Here is a 24,976-nt window from a genome sequence, read left to right as displayed (position 1 = left end):
GATGCTCCGTTCTGCCAGTCGGGACACTCGCGTCCCGACAATCCTTGGACCCAGTTCCGCGCCAGCCGTTTCGGCAGCGTACCGCCAAATGCCCGGCGCAAGAAAAAACCGCCGGGCACGTAGTGCGTCGGCGGTTATTAGTCGTTCGAACGGCGCGGATCTTACAGCTTGCCGTAGCTGTGCAAGCCGGACAGGAACATGTTGACGCCGAGGAACGCGAACGTCGTGACGAGGAGGCCGGTCAGCGCCCACCACGCGGCGACCGCGCCGCGCAGCCCTTTCATCAGACGCATGTGCAGCCACGCCGCATAGTTCAGCCACACGATGAGCGCCCAGGTTTCCTTCGGATCCCAGCTCCAGTAGCCGCCCCACGCCTCGGCCGCCCACAGCGCGCCGAGGATCGTCGCGATCGTGAAGAATGCGAAGCCGACCGCGATCGACTTGTACATCACGTCGTCGAGCACTTCGAGCGCCGGCAGCCGATCGGCGAGCACGCCGCGCTCCTTCACCAGATACGCGACCGCGACCATCGCCGACAGCGCGAAGCTGCCGTAGCCGATGAAGTTCGCGGGCACGTGGATCTTCATCCACCAGCTCTGCAGCGCGGGAACGAGCGGCTGGATCTGCTGCGCGTCGCGCGCGATCGAATACCACATCAGGAAGCCAACCGCCGCGCTGATCACGAGCAGCACGAACGCGCCCAGCGCGCGCGTGCCGTAATGCCCTTCGTAATACAGATAGAGGAGCGCGGTGATGAGGCTGAACAGTACGAATACTTCGTACAGATTCGACACAGGAATGTGACCGACGTCCGCGCCGATCAGATACGACTCGTACCAGCGCACCATCAAGCCGGTGAAGCCCATCAGCACGGCGACCCACGTGAGCTTCTGGCCGATCGCACCGCCGGACTCGGAGCGCGACAGCATGCCGATCCAGTAAAAAAGGGTGGCGAGCACGAAGAGCGCGCTCATCCACAGGATTGCCGACTGGCTCGACAGGAAGTACTTGAGCAGGAACGCCGAATCCGCTCGCGCGAGGTCGCCCTGATAGATCTGCAGCGACAGCAGCGACAGCGCGGCGATCGCCGCCATCAGGAGCCGCGCGGGCTTCCAGCGCCAGCCGAGCACGATGAGCGCCGGCACGGTGCCGATCAGCACGGCCTTGTCGTAGTAATCCATGTGCGCGTGGTATTGCGCGAGCGCGAAGCCCGCGCCGGCCACGAGCGCCAGCGCGAACAGCCAGTCGACGAGCGACAGGCGGCGCAGGAACGGCCGGTCGTCGAAGAGCGCCGGCTCGGCCGCGACGGAAGCGCGCGGCGCGGGGGATGACGAAACTTGGGTCAGATCCATGATGTTACCGAGTCGAGTCCTTGGAACCAGCGCCGTCGGGCGCGCGGGAGGCAGGCGGCGCGCCCAATGCGGCCCCGGCCGCATCGCGCGTCTGCACGAATTCCTTTTCGAAGTCGAATGTCTTGCGTGCGGTGGACATCGCCATCAGCACGCTGACGCCCGCGCCCGTATCCTTGAGCCAGAACCAGAGGCGTCGCTCGCGCACGTAGAACATCGCGAAGATGCCGGCGACGAGCAGCAGGCTGCCAAGATACACCAGATTCTTGCCCGGCGCGCGCGTCAGCTGGAACACCGAGGCCTGCACCTGCCTGAACGAATCGAGCTGCAGATAGACGGGTGCGCCGTACAGGAAGCTGTCCGACAGCGCGTTGATCGCGTTCTGCACGAAGCGGACCGTGTCCTGCGCCTGCTGGACGGGCGGCTCGTTCGCACGCTCGCGCACGACTTGCCAGACTTCCCACATCGAGCCTTCGAGCATCCGCAGCAGTAGCGCGGCGGCCTTCTCCTTTTCTTCCTTCGGCACCGACCGGTCGATGAACGTCGCGACCGCCTGGAAACCGCCGATCGGATTGCCGTCGGCGCCACGGCCGATGCTGCCGTCCGCGCCCGCAAAAAGGGTCAGGACGCGTTGCGCGCTGTCGTCGAGGCGGTCACGCAACGCGGCGTCGCCCGCGCCGAGCGAATGCTGCGCGAAGCGGCGCGCCGCCTCGGTGCGCACCGCCGGATCTTCGAGCGCCGCGCGCAGCCGCATCCATTCGCCGACCGTGTCGCGGCTGTCGGCCGGAATCCGCAGATAACGGAACGGATCGTTCGGACTCGCGCGCACGCCGGCGAGGAACACACGGTCGCCCCCCATGTCGATGGGCAGCATGTAGTTGTTGAATTCGCGCGCCTGGCCGTCCTTGCCGCGCACCTTGTACTGAACCGACGGCCCGATGTTGTGCAGTTCGAGCGGCTTCGACGTCTTTGCGCCGGAGCCGAGCCGCTCGTCGAAGATCTCCTTGATCGAGCGGTTCGCCGCGACGCCGCGCGCGTCGGTCTTGCCGTTCGCGTCGGTGACGTTCTCGACGTTGATCGCGCGGAAATCCGAGAACTCGACCGTTTCGCCGTCGGCGCCCGCCATCGCCAGCGGCACCGAGTTGCCGATCGTGCCCTTGAACGGGAACGTCGCGGCGCTCGAGCCCGTCATCGGATACGCGGTCATTTCCATCAGCGAGCCGCCGTCCTGGAAGCTCGACTGGTAGATCGACACACCCTTGTACGTGAACGGCTTGTTGACTTCGACGCGCACGGGAATCCGCTTGCCGGTCTCGCGATCGACGACGACGATGTCGCTCGCGAAGAGCTTCGGCATGCCGGTCGAGTAATAATCGACGATGAACTTCTCGAGCTGGATCGAGAACGGCAGATCCTGGATCAGCGAACCGGTCGGCTGATTGAGGATCGCGGTCGATACGTACTGGCCCTCCGGCACCCAGGCGTAGCCGCGGAACGTCGGATTCGACGCGGACAGCCGGTGCTCGGCGCCGATCTCGCTAATCGCCGCGCTCGAGTTGACGGGGCTCTTGCCAAACATCCACATCTGGAATTTGATCGGCAGGTTGCTGTCGAGCAGGCCGCCGACGCAGATCACGACGATCGCGAGGTGCGCGGCGATGTAGCCGAACTTCGTCAACGCGCCGCGCTTCGCGGCGACGAGCGTCGCGCCGTCCGATTCGCGCACGACGAGCCGGTAGCCCGCCTTCGCGACGAACGCAACAATGGTCTGCGTCGCGCGCGCGCGATCGCCCGCGACCGCGAACTCGGCCTTGTGATGGAACGCGCGCAGGCTGCCTTCGCGGACCTTGTCCTTCCAGCTCTTCGCGTCGGCGAGCATCTTCGGCGCGTTGCGGATCACGCAAAGCGAGATCGACACGACGAGGAAGATCAGGATCAGCATGAACCACCACGCGCTGTAGACCGTATAGAGGCTGAGCGAGCGGAAGATGTCGGCCCAGAACGGGCCGAACTGATTGACGTAGTTAGGATACGGATCGTCCTGCGTGAGGACCGTGCCGATGATGCTCGCGATCGACAGGACGACGAGCAGCGCGATCGCAAAACGCATCGAGCTCAGCAGCTCGACCGCGCGCTTGACCGCGGACTGGCCCGCTCTCGACTGCAACCCCGACGTGGTAACGCTCATTCAAACTCCAACTCACAGCAAAAAAGGGCAAGGCGGCCGTGCTTCGACGGCGCCCCACCCTTTTCTTGTTCTAGCGGCCGCTGCGTGGACGGCCGGCTCGTTCATTCGGCTCGCGAACCGGGATCGGCTCAGTGCAGGCCAGCGATGTAATCGGCGACGGCCTTGACTTCGCTGTCCGTCAGCCGGAGCGCGATCTGATGCATCGCCTCGTTGTTGCGCGTGCCCTGCTGGAACGCGGTCAACTGCGCGACCGTGTAGTCCGCCCACTGGCCCGACAGCCGCGGATACTGGACCGGAATGCCCTGTCCCGTCGGCCCGTGGCAGCTCGCGCAGGCGGGCACGCCCTTCTCGGCGATGCCACCGCGATAGATCTTCTGACCGACCGGCACGGTGGCCGCGTTGCGCGCGGCGCCGAGCTTGGCCGACTGCGACCCGTAATAGGCGGCGACGCTGCGCGCATCCTGATCGTTCAGCGCGCTCGCGAATCCGACCATCACGGAATTGACGCGCACCGGCCCCTTCGCGCCCGGCTGCGTCTTGAAATCGTGCAACTGCTTGACCAGATAATCAGGGGGCTGACCGGCGAGCTTCGGAAACGAGCCCGTTGCACTGTTGCCGTCGACGCCGTGGCACGCCACGCACACCTGCGCCGCGATCGCCTTGCCCCGGTCGAGATCCGGCTTTGCCGCATCCGCCGCTTTTGCCTCCGCCATGAAACCAACGAGCCCCGCTACTGCGAACTGAAGCACCACCAAAGACTTGCTCAGTCGATTCATTCGCACACCTTGTTTCGTCTTGTGGGAGTTGTGAGGTTCTGCAAAAAACGACGGCGCCGAGTCTACCGTAGAAGCGCGCTCCTCAGCTTCCATCACCTGCGGCAAATGCGTCGTATTGTACAATACCCCGATGAAAGCCCCGGTGCCCATCAGGGCTACTTCGGGGCTCCCCGCCTTCCACCGCGCGGCCTGCGCCGCCAGTCTCCCTCCTGTGCCATGGCCTTCTTGCTCCATCAAGCCCGCTTCCTCACGACCGTCAATCATCTACGCGACCTACCGCCGACCGTGCAGCCCGAAATCGCGTTCGCCGGCCGCTCGAACGCCGGCAAATCGACGGCGATCAACGTGCTTTGCAATCAGAAGCGGCTCGCTTTCGCGTCGAAGACGCCCGGGCGCACGCAGCACATCAACTATTTCTCGGTCGGCCCGGCGGCGGAGCCCGTCGCGAACCTCGTCGACCTGCCAGGCTACGGCTACGCGGAAGTGCCGGGCGTCGCGAAGGCGCACTGGGAGCAGTTGCTGTCGACATATCTGCAGACCCGCCCGCAGCTCCGCGGCATGATCCTGATGATGGATTCGCGCCGGCCGCTCACCGAGCTCGATCGCCGGATGATCGAGTGGTTCGCGCCGACCGGCAAGCCGATTCACACGCTGCTGACGAAGTGCGACAAATTGACGCGGCAGGAAAGCACCAACGCGCTGCGCGCGACGCAGAAGGGCCTCGACGCGTATCGGGACGCCGGCTACGTGGGCAAGCTGACCGTGCAGCTTTTCTCGGCGCTGAAGCGCACCGGGCTCGACGACGCGCATGCGCTGATCGAAAGCTGGGTGCGGCCCGCGGCCGCCGACGAAGATCGCAGCGCTGTAGCAGAATGACGATCGTGCAGCGTGCGTTGTGAAGCCGCGCCTGCCTGACGGATGTCGCGATTCGATTCGTGCGGCCCATAAAAAAACCCGCCGTTCAACGGCGGGTTAAACAGCCTAATCGAAAAACGACAGGCACCCGCTCAGGGAGGAGAAGCGGGGAGCATTGCGCAGTGCGCGTTGCTCGATCGCTATCATATACCATTGTCTCAAAAGTTTACCGAAGGGAACTGTAAGCTTCCTTCGCACACGGATCCCAGCCATTCCGCCATGAGCATCCATCCGCTGTACCGTCCGCGCCGCATGCGCCGCGACGATTTCTCGCGCCGCCTGATGCGCGAAAACATCCTCACCACGAACGACCTGATCTACCCCGTGTTCGTCGTCGAAGGCACGAACGTGCGCCAGCCGGTGCTGTCGATGCCGGGCGTCGAGCGCGTGTCGGTCGATCTGCTGATGGGCGTCGCCGAGCAGTGCGTCGCGCTCGGCGTGCCGGTCCTGTCGCTCTTTCCGGCGATCGAGCCGTCGCTGAAGACGCCCGACGGCCGCGAAGCCGCCAACCCCGAAGGGCTGATCCCCCGCGCGGTGCGCGAGCTGAAGCGCCGCTTCCCCGAACTCGGCGTGCTGACCGACGTCGCGCTCGATCCGTACACGAGCCACGGCCAGGACGGCGTGCTCGACGAGTCCGGCTACGTGCTCAACGACGAAACGCTCGAGATCCTCGTCGAGCAGGCGCGCGCGCAAGCGGAAGCGGGGGTTGACATCGTCGCGCCGTCGGACATGATGGATGGCCGCATCGGCGCGGTGCGCGAGATGCTCGAGAGCGACGGCCACATCCACACGCGGATCATGGCGTACTCCGCGAAGTACGCGTCCGCGTTCTACGGCCCGTTCCGCGACGCGGTCGGCTCCGCGTCGAATCTCGGCAAGAGCGACAAGATGACCTACCAGATGGATCCGGCCAACAGCGACGAGGCGCTGCGCGAAGTGCGCCTCGACATCGACGAAGGCGCGGACATGGTGATGGTGAAGCCCGGCATGCCGTACCTCGACATCGTACGCCGCGTGAAGGACGAATTCCGCTTCCCGACCTACGTTTACCAGGTGAGTGGCGAGTACGCGATGCTGAAGGCCGCCGCGCAGAACGGCTGGCTCGATCACGACAAGGTCGTGCTCGAATCGCTGCTCGCGTTCAAGCGTGCGGGTGCAGACGGCATCCTCACGTACTTCGCGCTCGACGCGGCGCGGCTGCTGCGCGCGCAGAAGTGAGCGCACGGCCGGCGTCCCGCGAACAAAGGGGGACGCGCCGGTTGTGAAAACAAAAACGGCGAGGCATCGAGCCTCGCCGTTTTTGTTTTCACCTGATTAACGGGCGACGACCGCAATGCGCGCGGCACGAATCCGATCGCGCAGCCCGCTTCGATTCGTCACGACGCCGACAACACGGCCGGCAGCGCCATGCGATCGAGGCTGCGCAGAAAACGATCCGCAGACTGATAGCCGACGACACGCCCGCGTTCCTGCCCGTTCCGATCGAACACGATGATGCCGGGCGGCCCGAACAACCCGAAACGCTTCAAGAGCGCCTGATCGTCCGGCGTGTTTGCGGTGACGTCCGCGCGCACGAGATGCATTTGCGCGAGCCGCGCCTCGACGCGCGCGTCGGAGAACGTCAGATGCTCCATCTCCTTGCAGCTCACGCACCAGTCCGCATAGAAGTCGAGCATCACGGGCTGCGCCGACGTCTTCACGATCTCGTCGAGCTCGGCGACCGAACGCGCCGGCGCGAACGCCGGCCCTTCGTGCGCGGCCGCGCCGGCATTCGCCACGGCGCCGCTGGGCGCCGCTCGCGCCGCCAACACCGCGAGCGGGCGCAGCGGATCAGTCGAGCCCGCTGCCAAGCCGACGAGGAGCATCGCGGCCCAGATCGCGAGCGCAGCGCCGAGCCCGCGCCCGAGGCGGCGCCAGATCGACGACGAGCCCGAATGCGGCGTGAAAAGCCCGAGCGCGGCGGCGGCGATCAGCAGCCACAACGCGCCCAGGCCGAGCTGCGACGCGGCGTTCAGCACCGGCCAGACGATCCACAGCGCGGCAGCGAGCAGCACCACGCCGAAGAACACCTTCACGCCGTCCATCCAGGCGCCGGCGCGCGGCAGCAACGTGCCTGCGCCGAGCCCGATGACGAGAAGCGGAACGCCAAGGCCGAGCCCCATCGAAAAGAGCGCCGCGCCACCGAGAAACGCATTGCCGGTATGCGCGATGAACGCGAGTACCGCGAAAAGCGGCGCGGTCATGCATGCGCCGACGACAAGCGCTGACAGTGCGCCCATCGTTGCGACGGCGGCGAAGCGCCCGCCCTTGCGCGGCCCGGAAGTCTGTGCGGCGCCGCTCTGCCAACGCTGCGGCAGCGCGATGTCGATTCCGCCGATCAACAGCAGCGCGAACACCGTGAGGAGCAGCGCGAACGCGCCGAGCACCCATGGATTCTGCAGCCAGGCGCCGAGGCTCTGCCCGACCAGCGCGGCCACGACACCGAGCGCCGTATAAACGAGCGCCATGCCGATCACGTAGGTGAGCGACAACGCGAAGGCGCGCGTGCGCGTCGCATGCGCGCCTTCGCCGACGATGATCGCCGACAGGATCGGAATCATCGGATACGAGCAAGGCAACAGGCTCAGCACCATGCCGGCCACGAAATAGAGTGCGATGATCGTCAGGAACCCGTGGCCCTCGAGCAGTGAGCGCGCGTAGTCGGCGCTTGTCACGCGCTCGTACCAGCTGCCGCCGTCGGCCGCAGACGGATCGGCACCGGCGGCGGCCACCGGCGTCGCTCCGTTGGCGCCGAGCGCCGCGCCGTCGATCCGCACGACATGCTCGGCGGGCGGATAGCAGATCCCTTCGTCCGCGCAGCCCTGCGACGTCACCGCGAGCTCAAACGGCCCCGACGCTTGTTTGACCGGCAGGTGGACCGTCAGGTCGCCGCGGTAGGTTTCGACATTCTTCTGGAACGTCGGATCGAACTTCACGTGTCCGGCCGGCAGTTGCGGCTCGCCGAGCGTCGCCGAGCCGCTTTTCACGGCGAACGCGAACCGCTCGCGATACATGTAATAGCCGTCGGCGATCTTGAAATGGATGTCGACCTGTCCCGGTGCCTCGCTCGCACTGAATTTGAATGCGACCGCGGGATCGAGAAAATCGTCTGCGGCGCGCGCCGCGAACGACGCGCCGAACAGCACGCCGAGCATTGCGACAACGGCGAGCAGGAAGCGGAGGCGGGACTGCGCGTGAAGCGGAATGCGGTTAAACATGAAATGAACGCTGAGTTTCGGTGGCGACCCACTGGCCGTAGGCGGCGGACGCCGTCGCCTGCCATGAGACGATCTCCGGGACGTCATACGGATGGTGCGACTGGATATACCGCTCGAGTTCCAGCGCTCGCACGGCGCTCGTCTTGAACAGGAGCTGGATCTCGGCGGCCGTCTCGACCTTGCCCTGCCAATGGTAGCTCGAACGGATCGTGCCGAGCTCGGACACGCACGCGGCGAGCCGGGCCGACAGCGCGCCGTCGGCGAGCGCGCGGGCAACGGCGGCGTCGGGCACGGTCGTCAACATCATCACGATCACCATTCGCGCCTCCGTCATCTGCGTTGAAACGTCATATCGTATCGCACGTCGTGAAAGCGCGTGAACGATGCGCGCCGCGTCAATCCGACGCACGGAATCGATCAACGAAAACAAAAAGGGCCAAGCATCGCTTGGCCCTTTTTGTTACGTACCGGAAGACGCTTATTCGGCTTCCTGGACGTTTTCGGTCTCTTCGACTTCCGGACGGTCGAGCAGTTCGACGAGCGCCATCGGTGCATTGTCGCCGACGCGGAAACCGAACTTCAGGATGCGCAGGTAGCCACCCGGACGGTTCGCGAAACGCGGGCCGAGAACGTCGAACAGCTTCGCGACGGAATCGCGATCGCGCAGGCGGTTGAACGCCAGGCGGCGGTTTGCGAGCGACGGCTTTTTGCCGAGCGTGATCAGCGGCTCGACGACTTTACGGAGTTCCTTCGCCTTCGGCAGCGTCGTCTTGATGACTTCGTGCTCGATCAGCGAGTTGGACATATTGCGGAGCATAGCCAGACGGTGGCTGCTCGTGCGGTTCAGTTTCCGCAGACCGTGACGGTGACGCATTTCGGTTTCCTTGATTCAAAGTTTTGATCCAGCTCTTCTATCGCGCGAGAAAATCAGGCGCACGGGCCGGTACGGGGAAAAAAGCAAGATGCGGATTCTAAAAGAAAATCCGCACCTTGACCAGTTACAGCGATAACCGGAATTACTTGTCGAGACCAGCCGGCGGCCAGTTCTCGAGCTTCATGCCCAGCGTGAGACCGCGCGAAGCGAGCACTTCCTTGATCTCGTTCAGCGACTTACGGCCGAGGTTCGGCGTCTTCAGCAGCTCGTTTTCCGTGCGCTGGATCAGGTCGCCGATATAGTAGATGTTCTCGGCCTTCAGGCAATTCGCCGAACGGACGGTCAGCTCGAGATCATCGACCGGGCGCAGCAGGATCGGGTCGATCTGCGGCGCGCGCGACGGCGCTTCCGCGGCCGTTTCCGTGCCTTCCAGCGCCGCGAACACGGACAGCTGGTCGACGAGGATGCGTGCCGATTGGCGGATCGCTTCTTCCGGCGTGATGACGCCGCTCGTTTCGATGTTCATCACGAGCTTGTCGAGATCGGTACGCTGTTCGACACGCGCGCTCTCGACCGCATAGCTCACGCGGCGAACCGGCGAGAACGACGCGTCGAGGACGATGCGGCCAATGATCTTCGCCGTTTCGTCGCCATAGCGGCGCACGTTGCCCGGCACATAGCCGCGACCCTTTTCGACCTTGATCTGCACGTCGAGCTTGCCGCCCTTCGACAGATGCGCGATCACGTGATTCGGGTTGATGACTTCGCAGTCGTGGGCCAGTTCGATATCGCCGGCCGTCACGACGCCTTCGCCTTCCTTGCGCAGCGTCACCGTGACTTCGTCGCGGTTATGCAGCTTGAACACCACGCCCTTCAGGTTCAGCAGCAGGTTGACGACGTCCTCTTGCACACCATCAAGCGTCGAATACTCGTGCACGACACCGGCGATCGTCACTTCGGTCGGCGCATAGCCGACCATCGACGACAGCAGTACGCGGCGAAGCGCATTGCCCAAGGTGTGGCCGTAACCGCGTTCGAACGGCTCCATCACCACTTTCGCGTGGTTCTCGCCAAGCGATTCCACGGCGATGATCTTGGGTTTCAACAAACTGGTTTGCATAGGTTTTCCTTTTCAATACCCTCGGCTCGTTACACCGATAAGGCTGACCGGTAACAACCTGAAAATGAACAGCCGAGGCCCTGCCTTGCGAAACGCAATGAGCAGGATTCCTCGGCCATCAATCGGATTAACGCGAATACAATTCGACGATCAGGCTTTCGTTGATGTCGCCCGCGATGTCGGCGCGCTCCGGCACTTGCTTGAACGTGCCTTCGAATTTCTTCGCATCGACCGCAACCCAGCTCGCCAGGCCGCCTTGCTCGGCCAGCGACAGCGCTTCGACGATACGCGCCTGCTTCTTCGACTTTTCGCGAATCGAGATCACGTCGCCAGCCTTCACTTGCTGCGACGGGATATTCGCGACGACGCCGTTCAGCGTGATGGCCTTGTGGCTCACGAGCTGACGCGCTTCAGCGCGGGTCGAACCGAAGCCCATGCGGTACACGACGTTGTCGAGACGCGACTCGAGCAGTTGCAGCAGGTTTTCACCCGTGTTGCCCTTGCGGCGATCGGCTTCAGCGAAGTAGCGGCGAAACTGACGCTCCAGCACGCCGTAGATGCGCTTGACCTTCTGCTTTTCGCGGAGCTGCGTGCCGTAATCCGACGTGCGCGCACCCGAGGTACGGCCGTGCTGACCCGGCTTGCTGTCGAGCTTGCATTTGTCGGCGAGCGAGCGGCGCGCGCTCTTCAGGAACAGATCGGTGCCTTCACGGCGGGACAGCTTGGCTTTGGGGCCGATATAACGTGCCACTTTGCATTCCTCTATCTATCGGTCACGCGGACCTGAATCCGCGCTAGTTCGCGCCCTTTGGGACGAACGGTGGGCTTAATCAATCAAATGCGCCTTCAAAAAAGCGCAGCCCGTCGACGCATGGCGGCGACAGGCAAGGCGCCAACGCATCGTTAGATGCGGCGACGCTTCGGCGGACGGCAGCCGTTGTGCGGAATCGGCGTCACATCCGAAATCGCGGTGATCTTGATGCCGAGGCCGTGCAGTGCGCGCACCGCTGACTCGCGGCCCGGGCCGGGGCCCTTGATCCGCACTTCCAGATTCTTCACGCCATATTCCATCGCCACGCGGCCAGCCGACTCGGCAGCCACCTGTGCGGCGAACGGCGTCGACTTGCGCGAGCCCTTGAAGCCCTGGCCGCCCGACGTCGCCCACGCCAGCGCATTGCCCTGGCGATCGGTGATCGTGATGATCGTGTTGTTGAACGACGCGTGAACGTGAACCACGCCTTCAGCGACGTTCTTCTTAACCTTTTTGCGAACGCGTTGCGCCGCGGAGTTCGAAGCCTTAGCCATTACGTTTTCCTGTAACTGTCAGTTCCGCTTATTTCTTCAGCGCTTGTGCTGCGCGACGCGGACCCTTGCGAGTACGGGCGTTCGTACGCGTACGCTGGCCACGCAGGGGCAGGCCCTTGCGATGACGCACGCCACGATAGCAGCCGAGATCCATCAGGCGCTTGATGTTCATCGTCACTTCACGGCGCAGATCGCCTTCGACGACAAACTTGCCCACTTCTTCACGCAGCTTTTCGAGGTCTGCGTCGGTCAGGTCCTTGACCTTCTTCGAGAAAGCCACACCAGAAGCCGCGCAAATGCTGCGCGCGCGCGTGCGGCCGATACCAAAAATCGCCGTCAGACCGATTTCGGTATGCTGGTGGTTCGGGATGTTAACCCCTGCGATACGAGCCATTGTTGTTCCTCAAACAAAAAGCGCAAACAAACGCGCAGTCAGCCTTGACGTTGCTTGTGACGCGGATCCGAGCTGCAGATCACGCGAACCACGCCTTTGCGCTTGATGATCTTGCAATTGCGGCAAATGCGCTTAACCGATGCCATCACTTTCATGATATTACCCTTTTTCTAAATCACTTCGCCCGGAACACGATCCGTGCACGAGACAGATCGTAAGGCGTCAATTCAACCGTCACCTTGTCGCCGGGAAGGATACGAATGTAGTGCATCCGCATCTTTCCGGAGATATGTCCCAATACGACATGGCCGTTTTCCAGCTTCACCCGGAAGGTCGCATTCGGAAGGTTTTCGATCACCTCACCCTGCATCTGGATTACATCGTCCTTGGCCATAGGTCCTTTTTAACGCATTGGGATGTTGCCGCCCTTGAAGTTGGCCTTCTTGAGCAGCGACTCATACTGTTGCGACATAACGTACGACTGCACCTGCGCCATGAAGTCCATCGTGACGACGACAATGATCAGCAGCGACGTTCCACCAAAATAAAACGGCACGTTCCAGCGCAGCACCAGGAACTCCGGCAGCAGACACACGAAGACGATATAGACCGCACCGGCCAGCGTGAGACGCGTGAGGATCCGGTCGATGTACCGTGCGGTCTGGTCGCCCGGACGGATGCCCGGAACGAACGCGCCGCTCTTCTTCAGGTTGTCCGCGGTTTCCCTGCTGTTGAACACCAGCGCGGTGTAGAAGAAGCAGAAAAACACGATTGCCAGCGTGTACAACAGCACGTACACCGGCTGGCCCGGCTTCAGCGCTTCCGCGACGTTGTGCAGCGTATCGGACAGCCAGCCCTTGCGCTCGCCCGAGCTGAACCAGCTCAGGATCGTCGCCGGGAACAGGATGATCGACGACGCGAAGATCGGCGGGATCACGCCCGACATGTTCAGCTTCAGCGGCAGGTGCGACGACTGCCCGCCGTAGATCTTGTTGCCGACCTGACGCTTCGCGTAGTTCACGAGGATCTTGCGCTGACCGCGTTCGATGAACACGACCAGGTAAGTCACCGCGGCAATCAGAACGACGATGATGATCGCCGAAATGATGCTCATCGAACCCGTGCGCACCAGCTCGAACAGCCCACCGACGGCATTCGGGAACCCTGCTGCGATCCCGCCGAAGATGATGATCGAGATACCGTTGCCGAGACCGCGCTCGGTGATCTGCTCGCCGAGCCACATCAGGAACATCGTGCCCGTCACCAGCGTGACGACCGTCGTCAGACGGAACACCGCGCCCGGATCGGTCACGAGCCCCGGCTGGTTCTCCAGCGCGGCGGCGATGCCGAAAGCCTGGAACGTCGCGAGCACCACGGTGAAGTACCGCGTGTACTGCGTGATCTTCCGCTGTCCGGCCTGCCCTTCCTTCTTCAGCGCCTCGAGCTGCGGCGACACGATCGCCATCAGCTGCATGATGATCGACGCCGAAATGTACGGCATGATCCCCAGCGCAAAGATCGTGAAGCGCGACAGCGCGCCACCCGAGAACATGTTGAACATGCCCAGGATGCCGCCCGCCTGGCTCTGGAACAGCTTCGCCAGTTGATCCGGGTCGATGCCCGGCACCGGAATGTGCGCGCCGATGCGATAGACGATCAGCGCCAGCAGCAAGAACATTGCACGCCGGCGCAGATCGCCGAACTTCGCCGTGCTTCGACCGGGTTTTGCGAGACTCGGACTGTTAGCCAAGTATCTTCTCCGATGCAAATGCTAGTGACGGCACGCGTTGCGTGTCACTCGGCAAACGAACCGCCGGCCGCTTCGATCGCGGCGCGCGCACCCTTCGTCGCACCCAGACCCTTGACGACGATCTTGCGCTTCAGTTCGCCCGTCGCGATGATCTTCGCGCTCTTCGTCAGTTCGCCGACGAGGCCGGCTTGCTTCAGAGCGAGCAGATCGATTTCGTCGACCGGCAGCTTCTCGAGGTCGGAGAGGCGCACTTCATCGACGAATTCCTTCGTCAGCGACGTGAAGCCCCGCTTCGGCAGACGACGCTGCAGCGGCATCTGACCGCCTTCGAAGCCGACCTTGTGGAAGCCGCCCGAACGCGATTTCTGACCCTTGTGACCACGGCCGGCCGTCTTGCCGAGGCCAGAACCGATGCCGCGACCGACGCGACGCTTAGCGTGCTTCGCGCCTTCGGCCGGCTTCAGGTTATTCAATTCCATATCAACTCCTTGATCCGTAGTCGGCCGCTTAACCGATGACCTTCACGAGGTACGAGACCTTGTTGATCATCCCGCGCACCGCCGGCGTATCCTGCAGCTCGCTGACCGAGTTGAGACGGCGCAGACCCAGACCGCGCACGGTAGCGCGGTGCGTTTCGCGGGTCCCGATCAGGCTCTTCACGAGCTGAACCTTGACAGTTTTTTCAGACATGGTGACCACCTGGGCTTAGCCCAAAATATCTTCGACGGACTTGCCGCGCTTCGCCGCGATGTCGGCCGGGGTCGACTGCTTGCGCAGGCCGTCCAGCGTCGCACGAACGAGGTTGTACGGATTCGTCGAACCGTGGCTCTTCGCAACGACGTTCTGCACGCCCATCACGTCGAACACCGCGCGCATCGGGCCGCCGGCGATCACGCCCGTGCCGCCCTTCGCCGGAGCGAGGAGGACTGCCGACGCGCCGTGCTTGCCGTGCACTTCGTGTTGCAGCGTGCCGTTCTTGAGCGGCACCTTGAACATGTTGCGGCGAGCCTGTTCCATTGCCTTCTGGACAGCGACCGGCACTTCCTTCGCCTTGCCCTTGCCCATACCGATACGGCCGTCACCATCGCCGACCACGGTCAGCGCGGCGAAGCCGAGAATCCGGCCACCCTTCACGACCTTGGTCACGCGATTGACCGAAATCATTTTTTCGCGAAGGCCGTCGTCGCGCTCGTCAGCCTGAACTTTCGCTTGCATCTTTGCCATGACGAATTCCTTCCTTAGAACTTGAGCCCAGCTTCACGAGCTGCCTCAGCCAGCGCCTTCACGCGGCCGTGGTAGCGGAAGCCCGAGCGGTCGAAGGCGACGGATTCGATGCCGGCGGCCTTGGCCTTCTCAGCAATGCGCTTGCCGATCAGCGTCGCAGCGTTAACGTTGCCACCCTTGCCCGACTTGTCGGCAAGCTGAGCACGCACTTCCGCTTCGAGCGTCGACGCGCTGGCGAGCACCTTGGTGCCGCAGGGCGAAAACACTTGCGCGTAGATGTGCGTGTTCGTGCGATGCACGGCGAGACGCGCGACCTGCAACTCAGCGATCTTGATACGCGTCTGGCGAGCGCGGCGCAGGCGAGATTGAGTCTTATCCATGATTGCGCACCCTTACTTCTTCTTCGTTTCTTTGAGGATCACAACCTCGTCGGAATAGCGCACGCCCTTGCCCTTGTAAGGCTCCGGCGGACGGTAACCGCGGACTTCCGCAGCCACTTGACCGACTTGTTGCTTGTTGATCCCCTTGATCACGATTTCGGTTTGCGTCGGGGTTTCAGCCTTGATGCCTTCCGGCATCTGGTGCACCACTGGGTGCGAGAAACCCAGCGACAGGTTCAGCTTGTCGCCTTGCGCTTGCGCACGATAACCAACGCCAACCAGCGTCAACTTGCGCTCGAAACCCTTGGTCACGCCGTGCACCATGTTCGCGATGATCGCGCGCATCGTGCCCGACAGTGCATTTGCTTCGCGGCTGTCGTCAACCGGCGACAGGTTCAGCGTGCCGTCGTTGTTCGCCACGCTCACGAGCGGATTGACCGCTTGCGTGATCGTGCCCAGCGGCCCCTTGACGGTGATGGAGCCGTCGGCCAGCTTGACTTCCGCGCCTTGCAGCGCGATCGGGCTCTTACCTACTCGAGACATGTTCCTCTCTCCTTTCGGCTTTAAGCGACATAGCAGATGACTTCGCCGCCGACGCCCGTAGCGCGCGCCTTGCGGTCGGTCATCACGCCCTTCGGCGTCGACACGATTGCCACACCGAGGCCGTTCATGACCTGCGGAATCTCGTTACGGCCGCGGTACACGCGCAGGCCCGGCTTCGACACGCGCTCGAGGCGCTCGATGACCGGACGGCCCGCGTAGTACTTCAGCGCGATGTTCAGTTCGGCCTTCGCGCCGTCCGCCTTCACGGCGAAATCGTCGATATAGCCTTCGTCCTTCAGGACCTGCGCGATCGCAACCTTGACCTTCGACGAGGGCATCGCCACCGAAACCTTCTCGACCATCTGCGCGTTGCGGATGCGAGTCAGCATATCGGCGATAGGATCACTCATGCTCATTTATGTTTCTCCTATTACCAGCTCGCCTTGGTCAGGCCAGGAATCTCGCCACGGAATGCGATTTCACGAATCTTGTTGCGCGCGAGGCCGAACTTGCGGAACGTGCCACGCGGACGGCCCGTGATCGCGCAGCGGTTACGCTTGCGGGTCGGGTTTGCGTTGCGGGGCAGTTGCTGCAGTTCCAAACGAGCGGCGTAACGCTCCTCTTCGGACTTGCTCGCGTCGTCGATGATCGCCTTCAGTTCAGCACGCTTCGGAGCGTACTTTTGCGCAAGGCGAGCGCGCTTCTTTTCACGTTCGATCAGTGCCAGTTTAGCCACGGTAACCTCAGTTTCTGAACGGGAACTTGAAGCTGGCGAGCAGAGCCTTTGCTTCGTCGTCGGTCTTCGCGGTCGTCGTGATGCTGATGTTCAGCCCACGCAGCGCGTCGATCTTGTCGTAATCGATTTCGGGGAAAATGATCTGCTCTTTCACACCGATGTTGTAGTTGCCGCGGCCATCGAAAGCACGACCCGACACGCCGCGAAAGTCGCGCACGCGGGGCAGCGCAACCGTCACGAAACGATCGAGGAATTCGTACATCGCACGGCCGCGCAGCGTGACCATCGCGCCGATCGGGTAGCCCTGGCGGATCTTGAAGCCCGCGATTGCCTTGCGAGCCTTCGTCACGACCGGCTTTTGACCCGCGATCTTCGTCAGATCGCCAACGGCGTTCTCGATGATCTTCTTGTCGGCGACCGCTTCGCCAAGACCCATGTTCAGGGTGATCTTGGTGATGCGCGGCACTTCCATGACCGACTTGTAGCCGAACTTCTCGATCAGGCCGGGAACAACCTTCTCTTTATAAAACTCTTGAAAACGTGCCATTTCTCTACTCCGCAGCGTCAGGCGCTCAGCACGGCACCGGTCGTCTTCAGGAAGCGAACCTTCTTGCCATCCTCGACCTTGATGCCAACACGCGAAGCCTTGCCGTTCGCGTCGACCAGTGCGACGTTCGAAATATGCAGCGGCATCGTCTTCGCTTCCACGCCGCCCGTCGCCCCCTTCATCGGGTTCGGCTTCACATGCTTCTTGACGAGGTTGATGCCCTCGACCGTCACATGCTCGGCGCCCACGGCCAGCACGACACCGCGCTTGCCCTTGTCCTTGCCGGTGACGACGATCACTTCGTCACCCTTGCGAATCTTGTTCATCGCGACTCCTTACAGCACTTCCGGCGCCAGCGAGACGATCTTCATGAATCGTTCGCTACGCAACTCACGCGTGACCGGCCCGAAAATACGGGTGCCGATCGGCTCGAGCTTGTTATTCAAAAGCACAGCGGCGTTGCCGTCGAACTTGATCAGCGAGCCGTCTTGACGACGAACGCCCTTGGCGGTGCGGACCACCACGGCGTTGTAGATTTCGCCTTTCTTCACGCGCCCGCGCGGCGTTGCCTCTTTGACGCTCACCTTGATGATGTCGCCAATGCTGGCATAACGACGCTTCGAGCCGCCGAGCACCTTGATGCACATGACTTCACGCGCACCCGTGTTGTCGGCCACTTCAAGCCGAGATTCGGTCTGGATCATGGTTTGTCTTTCCCAACTTAATCCGGATACGCCACCATGGCGCATACGGTCAGTCTTGGTCCCGTCAGCCAATCGGCTGCTTGGGTTGGAACGGCAGCGACGGCAAACGAAACCCGCCATCGCAAATCGGTGAATCCTTCGGAGCAGGCCTGACGCCAGTCCGCTTCCCCCACCAGTCACTTCGCCCGCGACGGGGCTCCCATAAAGAGGGAAGACCGGGATTATAACAAATAATCCCGGTCACGCAAGCAAAAACTTTGCGATTTCAAGCACTTCGTTGCCGAAGTGCCTTTACTGCCTGATCCCGCTTAGATCACGCGGGCTGCCTCGACGAGACGCGACACCGCCCAGGCCTTCGTCTTCGAAACAGGACGGGTTTCCTGGATTTCGACGAGATCGCCTTCGTTGTAGGTGTTCGCTTCATCGTGCGCGTGGTACTTCTTCGAACGCACGACATACTTGCCGTAGATCGGGTGCTTGACGCGGTGCTCGACCAGCACGGTGACGGTCTTGTCCATCTTGTTGCTGACGACCTTACCGACGAGCGTCCGCTTCAGCGAGGTTTTCACGCTATCGTTCATTTCTGGTTCGCCTTCTGAGTCAGGACGGTCCGCACACGTGCGATGTCGCGACGAACCTTCTTCAGCTGGCTCGTGTTCGTGAGCTGCTGGGTCGCGAGTTGCATGCGCAGGCCGAATTGCGCCTTCAACAGGTCCGACAGCTCCTTGTTGAGCGCGGCCTGATCTTTCTGGAGAAGTTCGGAAGCCTTCATGTTTTCTCCTTAGGCGCCGAGCTGACGCACGATGAACGTCGTCTTCAGCGGCAGCTTCGCTGCGGCCAGACGGAACGCTTCACGTGCCAGTTCTTCGGTTACGCCATCCATTTCGTACAGCATCTTGCCCGGCTGAATCTCGGCGACGTAGTACTCAGGGTTACCCTTACCGTTACCCATCCGCACTTCGGCCGGCTTCTGAGAAATCGGCTTGTCCGGGAAGATGCGAATCCAGATGCGGCCGCCACGCTTGATGTGACGCGTCATTGCACGACGCGCCGCCTCGATCTGACGCGCGGTCAAACGGCCGCGACCGACAGCCTTCAGGCCGAACTCACCGAACGACACGGCGTTGCCGCGCGTGGCGATACCGGTGTTACGCCCCTTCTGCTCTTTGCGATACTTCCTGCGTTTCGGTTGCAGCATCGTTATTCTCCAGTCTTGCCGTCTTCCGGCTTGCCGGCGCCACGGCGCGGTGCGCCACGGCGAGCACCCGGAGCACCGCCTTCGCCGTCACGGCGCGGGCGACGGTCGCCCGGACGCGCATTGCGACGCGGACGCTTGTCTTCGGCTACTTCTTCCACCACCGGCGCGTCGTTGCGGCCGAGCGTATCGCCCTTGTACACCCACACCTTGACGCCGATGACGCCGTACGTCGTCTTCGCTTCCGACGTCGCGTAGTCGATGTCGGCGCGCAGCGTATGCAGCGGCACGCGGCCTTCGCGGTACCATTCGGTACGGGCGATTTCGATGCCGTTCAGACGACCGGCGCTCATGATCTTGATGCCTTGGGCGCCAAGACGCATCGCGTTCTGCATCGCACGCTTCATCGCGCGGCGAAACATGATCCGGCGCTCGAGCTGTTGCGTGATCGAATCGGCGATCAGCTGCGCATCGGTTTCCGGCTTGCGGATTTCTTCGATGTTGACGTGAACCGGAACACCCATGCGGCGCTGCAGTTCCGTCTTCAGCAGTTCGATATCCTCGCCCTTCTTACCGATGACGACACCCGGACGCGAGCTGAAAATCGTGATGCGCGCGTTCTTTGCCGGACGCTCGATGACGACGCGACCGACCGAAGCGTTCTTCAGCTTCTTCTTCAGGTATTCACGAACACCGATGTCTTCCTGCAACATCGCCGCGAAATTGTTGTTGTTCGCGTACCAGCGCGACGCCCAATTGCGGCTGACGGCCAAACGGAAGCCAGTCGGATGAATTTTCTGTCCCATCGTATGACCCCTTAATTCCCGACCGTCACAGTGATGTGACAGGATTGCTTCTCAATGCGGTTGCCGCGGCCCTTGGCGCGCGCGGTGAAACGCTTGAGCGATGCCGCCTTGTCGACATAGATGCTCTTGATCTTGAGCTCGTCGATATCGGCGCCTTCGTTGTGCTCCGCATTCGCGATCGCCGACAGCACGACCTTCTTCACGATGCCAGCCGCCTTCTTCGGCGAGAACGTCAGAACGTTCAGCGCCTTGTCGACCGGCAAACCGCGGATCTGGTCAGCCACAAGGCGCGTCTTCTGCGCCGAGATGCGGGCACCGCGATGAATTGCTTTCACTTCCATCTTGATAGCCCCTTATTTCTTGGCCTTCTTGTCGGCCGCATGACCCTTGAACGTACGGGTCAGTGCGAACTCGCCAAGCTTGTGGCCGACCATGTTTTCCGAGATGTACACCGGAACGTGTTGACGGCCGTTGTGCACGGCGATCGTCAGACCGATGAAGTCCGGAAGGATCGTCGAACGACGCGACCAGGTCTTGATCGGCTTCTTGTCGCGCGAAGCTGCAGCCGCCTCAACTTTCTTCAGCAAATGGGCGTCGCAGAACGGACCTTTTTTAACAGAACGTGCCATTGCCTACTCCTTAACGCTTGTGACGGCGCTGGACGATCATCGTCGTCGTGCGCTTGTTGCGACGCGTACGGAAGCCCTTCGCCGGCGTGCCCCACGGGCTCACCGGGTCGCGACCCGCTGCAGTCTTGCCTTCGCCACCACCGTGCGGGTGGTCGACCGGGTTCATTGCAACGCCACGGACCGTCGGGCGGATACCGCGCCAGCGATTTGCACCGGCCTTGCCGATCTGGCGCAGGCTGTGCTCTTCGTTGCCGACTTCACCGATCGTCGCGCGGCACTCGATGTGCACGCGGCGGATTTCGCCCGAACGCAGACGAACCTGCGCGTACAGGCCTTCGCGAGCCAGCAGCATCGCCGACGTACCGGCCGAACGCGCCATTTGCGCGCCCTTGCCCGGCAGCATTTCGATGCAGTGGATCGTCGTACCGACCGGAATGTTGCGGATCGGCAGCGTGTTACCTGCACGGATCGGCGCTTCCGAGCCCGACATCAGCTGCTGGCCGACCGTCACGCCCTTCGGCGCGATGATGTAACGGCGTTCGCCGTCGGCGTACAGCACCAGCGCGATGTTCGCGCTGCGGTTCGGGTCGTACTCGAGACGCTCGACCTTCGCCGGGATGCCGTCCTTCGTGCGACGGAAATCGATCACGCGGTAGTGCTGCTTGTGACCACCACCCTGGTGACGCGTCGTGATACGGCCGTTGTTGTTGCGGCCAGCCTTGGAGCTCTGCGTGTCGAGCAGCGCTGCGTGCGGCTTGCCCTTGTGCAGATCCTTGTTGACCACCTTGACCATCGCGCGGCGACCCGGCGAAGTCGGCTTAACTTTCACGATTGCCATGATTACTTGGCCTCCGCTTCAAAGTTGATTTCCTGGCCGGGCTTCAGGCACACGTATGCCTTCTTCACGTCCTTGCGACGGCCCATCGAGCGGCCGAAGCGCTTGTGCTTGCCCTTCTGAACCAGCACGTTGACCGAATCAACTTCAACCTTGAACAGCAGCTCGACAGCCGCCTTCACTTCCTGCTTCGTGGCATCCGGTGCGACTTCGAACACGACTTGCTCGTTCTTGTCGGCAACCAGCGTGGCCTTTTCGGAGATCACCGGTGCGAGCAGGACCTGCATCAAACGATGATCGTTCTTGCGAATCTCGCTCATGACAGCAACTCCTCGATCTGGGCGACCGCAGCCTTCGTGACCAGCACTTTCTTGAAGTAGATCAGCGACAGCGGGTCAGCGTAGCGCGGCTCGACAACTGCCACGTGCGGCAGGTTGCGCGACGCGAGGTACAGGTTTTCGTCGACCGTGTCGGTGATGACCAGCACGGATTCGAGACCCATGGCCTTGAACTTGTCGGCCAGCAGCTTGGTCTTCGGCGCCTCGAGAACGATGTCCTCGACGACCGACAGACGGCCTTCGCGAGCCAGCTGCGAGAAGATCGAGCAGAGACCTGCGCGATGCATCTTCTTGTTGACCTTGTGCGAGAAGTTTTCGTCGGGCGAGTTCGGGAAGATCCGGCCGCCGCCACGCCACAGCGGGCTCGACGACATACCGGCACGAGCACGGCCCGTACCCTTCTGGCGCCACGGCTTCTTGGTCGTGTGCTTGACTTGCTCGCGATCCTTCTGGGCGCGGTTGCCCTGGCGAGCATTCGCCTGGTAAGCAACGACGACCTGGTGGATCAGCGCCTCGTTGTAGTCACGGCCGAACACGACGTCCGACGCGTTGACCACCGCACCTTCCTGACCATTCGAATTCAGGAGCTTGAGTTCCATTATTTCGCCCCCTTCACGGCACGCGTCTTCACGGCCGGCGTCACGAAAACCTTGCCGCCCTTCGCACCCGGAACTGCACCCTTGACGAGCAGCAGCTTGCGGTCGGCGTCGATGCGAGCGATTTCGAGGTTCTGAACCGTCACCGTCTCGTCACCCATGTGACCCGTCATGCGCTTGCCCGGGAACACACGACCCGGATCCTGCGCCATGCCGATCGAGCCCGGCACATTGTGCGAGCGCGAGTTACCGTGCGACGCACGGCCGGAACCGAAGTTGTAACGCTTGATCGTGCCGGCGTAGCCCTTACCGATCGACACGCCTTGCACGTCGACCTTCTGACCCACTTCGAACAGATCCGGACCGACGATGGAACCATTCGACAGCTCGGCTGCCTTGGCCGCATCGATGCGGAATTCCTTGAGGATTTCACCGGCTTCGACACCGGCTTTGGCGAGATGACCTGCCAGCGGCTTCGTCACGCGCGATGCGCGGCGGGAGCCGAATGCAACCTGCACGGCCGTGTAGCCGTCGGTTTCAACAGTCTTGATCTGCGTCACGCGGTTGTCCGACACGTCGAGCACGGTGACGGGAATCGAATCCCCTTCAGCCGTGAAGATACGGGTCATGCCAACCTTGCGACCTACGAGTCCAAGGCTCATCGTTTTCTCCATTCCCGACTGCGATTGGTCGGGGCTAATTTACAAAACGCCGTGACCCAGGGAGGCCCCAGGTCGCCAGCTTTTTACGCAAATACGCGAAAAGCCTTGCATTATAGCGAGGCCCCTCGTTTTCCGCAAGCAATCAATGACTTAGCGCGACCCGGCAAGCCGGGCGGCGCTGGAAGCCTTATTGCAGCTTGATTTCCACGTCGACGCCAGCCGGCAGGTCGAGCTTCATCAGCGCGTCGACCGTCTTGTCGGTCGGGTCGACGATGTCCATCAGGCGCTGGTGGGTGCGGATTTCAAGCTGGTCGCGCGACGTCTTGTTGACGTGCGGCGAACGGAGGATATCGAAGCGCTGGATACGCGTCGGCAGCGGCACGGGGCCACGGACGATCGCGCCGGTCCGCTTTGCCGTGTCGACGATCTCGGCAGCCGACTGATCAATCAGACGATAGTCGAAAGCCTTCAGGCGAATGCGGATTTTTTGCTGCTGCATGGCGATTCCTTCAAAAGAGCGAGGCGATATTGCACCGCCGGATCACAAAAAGAACGTAGGACCGGGCATCCGCGGAGAGCGGGCGCCCGGCCCCGGGCGCTGAATATTACTACAAACTGCGGATCGTCGATATTACTCGATGATCTTGGCGACGACGCCGGCGCCGACGGTACGGCCACCTTCGCGGATCGCGAAGCGCAGACCTTCTTCCATCGCGATCGGCGCAATCAGCTTCACCGTGATCGACACGTTGTCGCCCGGCATCACCATTTCCTTGTCCTTCGGCAGCTCGATCGAGCCCGTCACGTCCGTCGTACGGAAGTAGAACTGCGGGCGGTAGTTGTTGAAGAACGGCGTGTGACGACCACCTTCGTCCTTCGACAGCACGTACACTTCAGCCGTGAAGTGCGTGTGCGGCGTGATCGAACCCGGCTTCGCCAGAACCTGGCCGCGCTCCACGTCTTCACGCTTCGTGCCGCGCAGCAGGATACCGACGTTGTCGCCTGCCTGACCCTGGTCCAGCAGCTTGCGGAACATTTCCACGCCCGTGCAGGTCGTCTTCACCGTCGGCTTGATACCGACGATTTCGATTTCCTCACCAACCTTGATCACGCCGCGCTCGACACGACCCGTCACCACCGTACCGCGGCCCGAGATCGAGAACACGTCTTCCACCGGCATCAGGAACGCACCATCGACCGCGCGCTCCGGCGTCGGGATGTACGTGTCCAGCGCGTCCGCCAGGTTCATGATCGCCACTTCGCCCAGCTCGCCCGCGTCGCCTTCCAGCGCCAGCTTCGCCGAACCCTTGATGATCGGCGTGTCGTCGCCCGGGAAGTCGTACTTCGACAGCAGTTCGCGCACTTCCATCTCGACCAGCTCGAGCAGTTCCGCGTCGTCCACCATGTCGCACTTGTTCAGGAACACGATGATGTACGGAACGCCAACCTGACGCGCCAGCAGAATGTGCTCACGCGTTTGCGGCATCGGGCCGTCTGCCGCCGAGCACACCAGGATCGCGCCGTCCATCTGCGCCGCGCCCGTGATCATGTTCTTCACGTAGTCAGCGTGGCCCGGGCAGTCGACGTGCGCGTAGTGGCGGTTCGCCGTCTCGTATTCCACGTGCGCCGTGTTGATCGTGATGCCGCGCGCCTTTTCTTCCGGCGCCGCGTCGATCTGGTCGTATGCCTTCGCTTCGCCGCCGAACTTCTTCGTCAGCACCGTCGTGATCGCCGCCGTCAGCGTCGTCTTGCCGTGGTCAACGTGACCAATCGTACCAACGTTCACGTGCGGCTTGGTCCGCTCGAATTTGCCTTTTGCCATGACTCTCTTCTTTCAAAAATAATCAGTTGTA

Annotated in this window: 37 protein-coding genes; 2 read left to right on the top strand and 35 right to left on the bottom strand. The window is 62.4% G+C overall.

The genetic code is table 11. The annotated features are described in order from the left end of the window. Window positions 1-161: 161 nt before the first annotated feature. The 3 genes from ccsB to WS69_RS18740 form a co-directional block, all read right to left on the bottom strand. Window positions 162-1,352, bottom strand: coding sequence for a c-type cytochrome biogenesis protein CcsB (gene ccsB, locus WS69_RS18750; protein ID WP_059472195.1), 1,191 nt, complete (start codon window positions 1,350-1,352; stop codon window positions 162-164). A 4-nt stretch (window positions 1,353-1,356) separates the two neighbouring features. Further along, entirely contained in the window at window positions 1,357-3,537 is a 2,181-nt protein-coding gene (locus WS69_RS18745) for a cytochrome c biogenesis protein ResB (protein WP_059472194.1), read from the bottom strand. Between the two features lie 128 nt (window positions 3,538-3,665). Further along, window positions 3,666-4,313, bottom strand: coding sequence for a c-type cytochrome (locus tag WS69_RS18740; protein WP_059472193.1), 648 nt, complete (start codon window positions 4,311-4,313; stop codon window positions 3,666-3,668). Window positions 4,314-4,529: 216 nt separating this feature from the next. On the opposite strand from WS69_RS18740, the gene yihA reads away from it, so the two are divergent. Continuing rightward, window positions 4,530-5,189 (top strand): ribosome biogenesis GTP-binding protein YihA/YsxC, encoded by a 660-nt coding sequence (yihA, locus tag WS69_RS18735; protein WP_059472192.1) that lies wholly within the window; start codon window positions 4,530-4,532, stop codon window positions 5,187-5,189. A gap of 258 nt (window positions 5,190-5,447) precedes the next feature. Continuing rightward, window positions 5,448-6,446 carry a porphobilinogen synthase gene (hemB, locus tag WS69_RS18730; protein ID WP_059472191.1) on the top strand — a complete coding sequence of 333 codons (999 nt, stop codon included), beginning with the start codon at window positions 5,448-5,450 and terminating at the stop codon, window positions 6,444-6,446. 158 nt (window positions 6,447-6,604) lie between these two features. Here hemB and dsbD read toward each other — a convergent pair whose 3' ends face one another. The 32 genes from dsbD to tuf all read right to left on the bottom strand — a co-directional run bounded on the left by dsbD (window position 6,605) and on the right by tuf (window position 24,945). Further along, window positions 6,605-8,485 (bottom strand): protein-disulfide reductase DsbD, encoded by a 1,881-nt coding sequence (dsbD, locus tag WS69_RS18725; RefSeq protein ID WP_059472190.1) that lies wholly within the window; start codon window positions 8,483-8,485, stop codon window positions 6,605-6,607. Beyond that, window positions 8,478-8,804: a divalent-cation tolerance protein CutA gene (cutA, locus tag WS69_RS18720; protein ID WP_059472189.1), complete on the bottom strand. Its 327-nt coding sequence runs from the start codon at window positions 8,802-8,804 to the stop codon at window positions 8,478-8,480. Before cutA ends, dsbD begins: the two co-directional genes overlap by 8 nt. A 159-nt stretch (window positions 8,805-8,963) precedes the next feature. Then, on the bottom strand, window positions 8,964-9,359 hold the full coding sequence (gene rplQ, locus WS69_RS18715) for a 50S ribosomal protein L17 (RefSeq protein WP_004197924.1): 396 nt from the start codon (window positions 9,357-9,359) through the stop codon (window positions 8,964-8,966). A gap of 142 nt (window positions 9,360-9,501) precedes the next feature. Beyond that, window positions 9,502-10,479, bottom strand: a complete 978-nt coding sequence (locus WS69_RS18710; protein ID WP_009888441.1) for a DNA-directed RNA polymerase subunit alpha — start codon at window positions 10,477-10,479, stop codon at window positions 9,502-9,504. Between the two features lie 127 nt (window positions 10,480-10,606). Beyond that, the gene (gene rpsD / locus WS69_RS18705) at window positions 10,607-11,230 is read right to left on the bottom strand and encodes a 30S ribosomal protein S4 (RefSeq protein ID WP_059472188.1); all 624 of its coding nucleotides are present in this window, start codon (window positions 11,228-11,230) and stop codon (window positions 10,607-10,609) included. 152 nt (window positions 11,231-11,382) lie between these two features. After that, window positions 11,383-11,784 carry a 30S ribosomal protein S11 gene (gene rpsK, locus WS69_RS18700; protein WP_010106947.1) on the bottom strand — a complete coding sequence of 134 codons (402 nt, stop codon included), beginning with the start codon at window positions 11,782-11,784 and terminating at the stop codon, window positions 11,383-11,385. A gap of 28 nt (window positions 11,785-11,812) precedes the next feature. Further along, entirely contained in the window at window positions 11,813-12,178 is a 366-nt protein-coding gene (gene rpsM / locus WS69_RS18695) for a 30S ribosomal protein S13 (RefSeq protein ID WP_010106948.1), read from the bottom strand. A gap of 38 nt (window positions 12,179-12,216) precedes the next feature. Continuing rightward, window positions 12,217-12,333, bottom strand: coding sequence for a 50S ribosomal protein L36 (gene rpmJ / locus WS69_RS18690; protein WP_004199844.1), 117 nt, complete (start codon window positions 12,331-12,333; stop codon window positions 12,217-12,219). A 20-nt stretch (window positions 12,334-12,353) separates the two neighbouring features. Further along, a complete protein-coding gene (gene infA / locus WS69_RS18685) occupies window positions 12,354-12,572 on the bottom strand; it encodes a translation initiation factor IF-1 (protein ID WP_004521905.1) in 219 nt (72 codons plus the stop codon). A gap of 9 nt (window positions 12,573-12,581) precedes the next feature. Beyond that, window positions 12,582-13,928 carry a preprotein translocase subunit SecY gene (gene secY / locus WS69_RS18680; RefSeq protein ID WP_006029294.1) on the bottom strand — a complete coding sequence of 449 codons (1,347 nt, stop codon included), beginning with the start codon at window positions 13,926-13,928 and terminating at the stop codon, window positions 12,582-12,584. 44 nt (window positions 13,929-13,972) lie between these two features. Beyond that, window positions 13,973-14,407, bottom strand: coding sequence for a 50S ribosomal protein L15 (gene rplO / locus WS69_RS18675; protein WP_059472187.1), 435 nt, complete (start codon window positions 14,405-14,407; stop codon window positions 13,973-13,975). A gap of 28 nt (window positions 14,408-14,435) precedes the next feature. Further along, the gene (gene rpmD / locus WS69_RS18670) at window positions 14,436-14,618 is read right to left on the bottom strand and encodes a 50S ribosomal protein L30 (RefSeq protein WP_010106952.1); all 183 of its coding nucleotides are present in this window, start codon (window positions 14,616-14,618) and stop codon (window positions 14,436-14,438) included. 15 nt (window positions 14,619-14,633) lie between these two features. Further along, window positions 14,634-15,152, bottom strand: coding sequence for a 30S ribosomal protein S5 (gene rpsE, locus WS69_RS18665; RefSeq protein WP_010106955.1), 519 nt, complete (start codon window positions 15,150-15,152; stop codon window positions 14,634-14,636). A gap of 14 nt (window positions 15,153-15,166) precedes the next feature. Next, entirely contained in the window at window positions 15,167-15,532 is a 366-nt protein-coding gene (gene rplR, locus WS69_RS18660) for a 50S ribosomal protein L18 (protein WP_010106956.1), read from the bottom strand. Window positions 15,533-15,544: 12 nt separating this feature from the next. Beyond that, window positions 15,545-16,075 (bottom strand): 50S ribosomal protein L6, encoded by a 531-nt coding sequence (rplF, locus tag WS69_RS18655; RefSeq protein ID WP_010106957.1) that lies wholly within the window; start codon window positions 16,073-16,075, stop codon window positions 15,545-15,547. 20 nt (window positions 16,076-16,095) lie between these two features. Further along, window positions 16,096-16,491: a 30S ribosomal protein S8 gene (gene rpsH / locus WS69_RS18650; protein WP_059472186.1), complete on the bottom strand. Its 396-nt coding sequence runs from the start codon at window positions 16,489-16,491 to the stop codon at window positions 16,096-16,098. A 14-nt stretch (window positions 16,492-16,505) separates the two neighbouring features. After that, window positions 16,506-16,811 (bottom strand): 30S ribosomal protein S14, encoded by a 306-nt coding sequence (gene rpsN, locus WS69_RS18645; RefSeq protein WP_010106961.1) that lies wholly within the window; start codon window positions 16,809-16,811, stop codon window positions 16,506-16,508. Between the two features lie 7 nt (window positions 16,812-16,818). Beyond that, window positions 16,819-17,358 (bottom strand): 50S ribosomal protein L5, encoded by a 540-nt coding sequence (rplE, locus tag WS69_RS18640; RefSeq protein WP_004202757.1) that lies wholly within the window; start codon window positions 17,356-17,358, stop codon window positions 16,819-16,821. A 17-nt stretch (window positions 17,359-17,375) separates the two neighbouring features. Further along, on the bottom strand, window positions 17,376-17,684 hold the full coding sequence (gene rplX, locus WS69_RS18635) for a 50S ribosomal protein L24 (RefSeq protein WP_059472185.1): 309 nt from the start codon (window positions 17,682-17,684) through the stop codon (window positions 17,376-17,378). 9 nt (window positions 17,685-17,693) lie between these two features. Beyond that, a complete protein-coding gene (gene rplN / locus WS69_RS18630) occupies window positions 17,694-18,062 on the bottom strand; it encodes a 50S ribosomal protein L14 (protein ID WP_004197951.1) in 369 nt (122 codons plus the stop codon). A 308-nt stretch (window positions 18,063-18,370) separates the two neighbouring features. Next, window positions 18,371-18,643: a 30S ribosomal protein S17 gene (rpsQ, locus tag WS69_RS18625; protein ID WP_004201274.1), complete on the bottom strand. Its 273-nt coding sequence runs from the start codon at window positions 18,641-18,643 to the stop codon at window positions 18,371-18,373. Continuing rightward, window positions 18,640-18,834 (bottom strand): 50S ribosomal protein L29, encoded by a 195-nt coding sequence (rpmC, locus tag WS69_RS18620; protein ID WP_004199856.1) that lies wholly within the window; start codon window positions 18,832-18,834, stop codon window positions 18,640-18,642. Before rpmC ends, rpsQ begins: the two co-directional genes overlap by 4 nt. A gap of 9 nt (window positions 18,835-18,843) precedes the next feature. Then, on the bottom strand, window positions 18,844-19,260 hold the full coding sequence (gene rplP / locus WS69_RS18615) for a 50S ribosomal protein L16 (RefSeq protein ID WP_006029288.1): 417 nt from the start codon (window positions 19,258-19,260) through the stop codon (window positions 18,844-18,846). A gap of 2 nt (window positions 19,261-19,262) precedes the next feature. Continuing rightward, a complete protein-coding gene (rpsC, locus tag WS69_RS18610) occupies window positions 19,263-20,063 on the bottom strand; it encodes a 30S ribosomal protein S3 (RefSeq protein WP_010106966.1) in 801 nt (266 codons plus the stop codon). Window positions 20,064-20,074: 11 nt separating this feature from the next. Beyond that, complete coding sequence (gene rplV / locus WS69_RS18605) at window positions 20,075-20,404, bottom strand: 50S ribosomal protein L22 (RefSeq protein WP_004199272.1); 330 nt, start codon at window positions 20,402-20,404, stop codon at window positions 20,075-20,077. A gap of 12 nt (window positions 20,405-20,416) precedes the next feature. Then, window positions 20,417-20,692, bottom strand: coding sequence for a 30S ribosomal protein S19 (gene rpsS, locus WS69_RS18600; RefSeq protein ID WP_004199273.1), 276 nt, complete (start codon window positions 20,690-20,692; stop codon window positions 20,417-20,419). Between the two features lie 10 nt (window positions 20,693-20,702). Then, the gene (rplB, locus tag WS69_RS18595) at window positions 20,703-21,530 is read right to left on the bottom strand and encodes a 50S ribosomal protein L2 (RefSeq protein WP_059472184.1); all 828 of its coding nucleotides are present in this window, start codon (window positions 21,528-21,530) and stop codon (window positions 20,703-20,705) included. Between the two features lie 2 nt (window positions 21,531-21,532). Then, a complete protein-coding gene (gene rplW / locus WS69_RS18590) occupies window positions 21,533-21,847 on the bottom strand; it encodes a 50S ribosomal protein L23 (RefSeq protein ID WP_059472183.1) in 315 nt (104 codons plus the stop codon). After that, a complete protein-coding gene (rplD, locus tag WS69_RS18585; RefSeq protein WP_006029285.1) occupies window positions 21,844-22,464 on the bottom strand; it encodes a 50S ribosomal protein L4 in 621 nt (206 codons plus the stop codon). Before rplD ends, rplW begins: the two co-directional genes overlap by 4 nt. Next, window positions 22,464-23,123 (bottom strand): 50S ribosomal protein L3, encoded by a 660-nt coding sequence (gene rplC, locus WS69_RS18580; RefSeq protein WP_059472253.1) that lies wholly within the window; start codon window positions 23,121-23,123, stop codon window positions 22,464-22,466. Before rplC ends, rplD begins: the two co-directional genes overlap by 1 nt. A gap of 187 nt (window positions 23,124-23,310) precedes the next feature. Then, complete coding sequence (gene rpsJ / locus WS69_RS18575; protein WP_004199280.1) at window positions 23,311-23,622, bottom strand: 30S ribosomal protein S10; 312 nt, start codon at window positions 23,620-23,622, stop codon at window positions 23,311-23,313. Window positions 23,623-23,754: 132 nt separating this feature from the next. Next, complete coding sequence (gene tuf / locus WS69_RS18570; RefSeq protein ID WP_059472182.1) at window positions 23,755-24,945, bottom strand: elongation factor Tu; 1,191 nt, start codon at window positions 24,943-24,945, stop codon at window positions 23,755-23,757. Window positions 24,946-24,976 lie beyond the last annotated feature (31 nt).

The organism is Burkholderia sp. BDU5, from assembly GCF_001522845.1.
GTDB classification, from domain to species: domain Bacteria; phylum Pseudomonadota; class Gammaproteobacteria; order Burkholderiales; family Burkholderiaceae; genus Burkholderia; species Burkholderia mayonis.
Note: the sequence above shows the minus strand (reverse complement) of the source record. Positions and strands in the feature narration are given on the sequence as shown.

Bases quoted from the DNA above. Each gene is read 5' to 3' on its own strand.
- ccsB (WP_059472195.1), bottom strand. From the start codon at position 1,352: ATGGATCTGACCCAAGTTTCGTCATCCCCCGCGCCGCGCGCTTCCGTC.
- WS69_RS18745 (WP_059472194.1), bottom strand. From the start codon at position 3,537: ATGAGCGTTACCACGTCGGGGTTGCAGTCGAGAGCGGGCCAGTCCGCG.
- WS69_RS18740 (WP_059472193.1), bottom strand. From the start codon at position 4,313: ATGAATCGACTGAGCAAGTCTTTGGTGGTGCTTCAGTTCGCAGTAGCG.
- yihA (WP_059472192.1), top strand. From the start codon at position 4,530: ATGGCCTTCTTGCTCCATCAAGCCCGCTTCCTCACGACCGTCAATCAT.
- hemB (WP_059472191.1), top strand. From the start codon at position 5,448: ATGAGCATCCATCCGCTGTACCGTCCGCGCCGCATGCGCCGCGACGAT.
- dsbD (WP_059472190.1), bottom strand. From the start codon at position 8,485: ATGTTTAACCGCATTCCGCTTCACGCGCAGTCCCGCCTCCGCTTCCTG.
- cutA (WP_059472189.1), bottom strand. From the start codon at position 8,804: ATGGTGATCGTGATGATGTTGACGACCGTGCCCGACGCCGCCGTTGCC.
- rplQ (WP_004197924.1), bottom strand. From the start codon at position 9,359: ATGCGTCACCGTCACGGTCTGCGGAAACTGAACCGCACGAGCAGCCAC.
- WS69_RS18710 (WP_009888441.1), bottom strand. From the start codon at position 10,479: ATGCAAACCAGTTTGTTGAAACCCAAGATCATCGCCGTGGAATCGCTT.
- rpsK (WP_010106947.1), bottom strand. From the start codon at position 11,784: ATGGCTAAGGCTTCGAACTCCGCGGCGCAACGCGTTCGCAAAAAGGTT.
- rpsM (WP_010106948.1), bottom strand. From the start codon at position 12,178: ATGGCTCGTATCGCAGGGGTTAACATCCCGAACCACCAGCATACCGAA.
- rpmJ (WP_004199844.1), bottom strand. From the start codon at position 12,333: ATGAAAGTGATGGCATCGGTTAAGCGCATTTGCCGCAATTGCAAGATC.
- infA (WP_004521905.1), bottom strand. From the start codon at position 12,572: ATGGCCAAGGACGATGTAATCCAGATGCAGGGTGAGGTGATCGAAAAC.
- rplO (WP_059472187.1), bottom strand. From the start codon at position 14,407: ATGGAATTGAATAACCTGAAGCCGGCCGAAGGCGCGAAGCACGCTAAG.
- rpmD (WP_010106952.1), bottom strand. From the start codon at position 14,618: ATGTCTGAAAAAACTGTCAAGGTTCAGCTCGTGAAGAGCCTGATCGGG.
- rpsE (WP_010106955.1), bottom strand. From the start codon at position 15,152: ATGGCAAAGATGCAAGCGAAAGTTCAGGCTGACGAGCGCGACGACGGC.
- rplR (WP_010106956.1), bottom strand. From the start codon at position 15,532: ATGGATAAGACTCAATCTCGCCTGCGCCGCGCTCGCCAGACGCGTATC.
- rplF (WP_010106957.1), bottom strand. From the start codon at position 16,075: ATGTCTCGAGTAGGTAAGAGCCCGATCGCGCTGCAAGGCGCGGAAGTC.
- rpsH (WP_059472186.1), bottom strand. From the start codon at position 16,491: ATGAGCATGAGTGATCCTATCGCCGATATGCTGACTCGCATCCGCAAC.
- rplE (WP_004202757.1), bottom strand. From the start codon at position 17,358: ATGGCACGTTTTCAAGAGTTTTATAAAGAGAAGGTTGTTCCCGGCCTG.
- rplX (WP_059472185.1), bottom strand. From the start codon at position 17,684: ATGAACAAGATTCGCAAGGGTGACGAAGTGATCGTCGTCACCGGCAAG.
- rplN (WP_004197951.1), bottom strand. From the start codon at position 18,062: ATGATCCAGACCGAATCTCGGCTTGAAGTGGCCGACAACACGGGTGCG.
- rpsQ (WP_004201274.1), bottom strand. From the start codon at position 18,643: ATGAACGATAGCGTGAAAACCTCGCTGAAGCGGACGCTCGTCGGTAAG.
- rpmC (WP_004199856.1), bottom strand. From the start codon at position 18,834: ATGAAGGCTTCCGAACTTCTCCAGAAAGATCAGGCCGCGCTCAACAAG.
- rplP (WP_006029288.1), bottom strand. From the start codon at position 19,260: ATGCTGCAACCGAAACGCAGGAAGTATCGCAAAGAGCAGAAGGGGCGT.
- rpsC (WP_010106966.1), bottom strand. From the start codon at position 20,063: ATGGGACAGAAAATTCATCCGACTGGCTTCCGTTTGGCCGTCAGCCGC.
- rplV (WP_004199272.1), bottom strand. From the start codon at position 20,404: ATGGAAGTGAAAGCAATTCATCGCGGTGCCCGCATCTCGGCGCAGAAG.
- rpsS (WP_004199273.1), bottom strand. From the start codon at position 20,692: ATGGCACGTTCTGTTAAAAAAGGTCCGTTCTGCGACGCCCATTTGCTG.
- rplB (WP_059472184.1), bottom strand. From the start codon at position 21,530: ATGGCAATCGTGAAAGTTAAGCCGACTTCGCCGGGTCGCCGCGCGATG.
- rplW (WP_059472183.1), bottom strand. From the start codon at position 21,847: ATGAGCGAGATTCGCAAGAACGATCATCGTTTGATGCAGGTCCTGCTC.
- rplD (WP_006029285.1), bottom strand. From the start codon at position 22,464: ATGGAACTCAAGCTCCTGAATTCGAATGGTCAGGAAGGTGCGGTGGTC.
- rplC (WP_059472253.1), bottom strand. From the start codon at position 23,123: ATGAGCCTTGGACTCGTAGGTCGCAAGGTTGGCATGACCCGTATCTTC.
- rpsJ (WP_004199280.1), bottom strand. From the start codon at position 23,622: ATGCAGCAGCAAAAAATCCGCATTCGCCTGAAGGCTTTCGACTATCGT.
- tuf (WP_059472182.1), bottom strand. From the start codon at position 24,945: ATGGCAAAAGGCAAATTCGAGCGGACCAAGCCGCACGTGAACGTTGGT.